General features: G+C 41.0%; 1 rRNA gene. It reads right to left on the bottom strand.

Annotated features, from left to right (window positions below):
• Window positions 1–225: 225 nt before the first annotated feature.
• A 16S ribosomal RNA gene (locus tag WA407_RS26435) occupies window positions 226–293 on the bottom strand; the annotation flags it as partial.

Here is a 293-nt window from a genome sequence, read left to right as displayed (position 1 = left end):
CTTTCCTTACCTGCTACCTTTATTTCACTTGTTTACACAAGATCAGCTTAAAGGAATATTCTAAAACGCAATTTCGTTTCGGTATCCAGTTTTCAAGGTGCAAAGCTGTAAACAACCAGCTTTTTTTGAGAGTTTGAGCTCTCAAAACTGAGCAACGAGTGAGTAGTTTTTGAAGCTTACGCTTCATATTTGAATGTTTCCATTGCAGGAAACGATTCTCCATAGAAAGGAGGTGATCCAGCCGCACCTTCCGATACGGCTACCTTGTTACGACTTCACCCCAATCATCTACC

Origin of the sequence: Paenibacillus sp. 203 (assembly GCF_037027525.1) — a bacterium.
Taxonomy (GTDB): Bacteria; Bacillota; Bacilli; order Paenibacillales; family Paenibacillaceae; genus Paenibacillus; species Paenibacillus polymyxa_B.
Note: the sequence above shows the minus strand (reverse complement) of the source record. Positions and strands in the feature narration are given on the sequence as shown.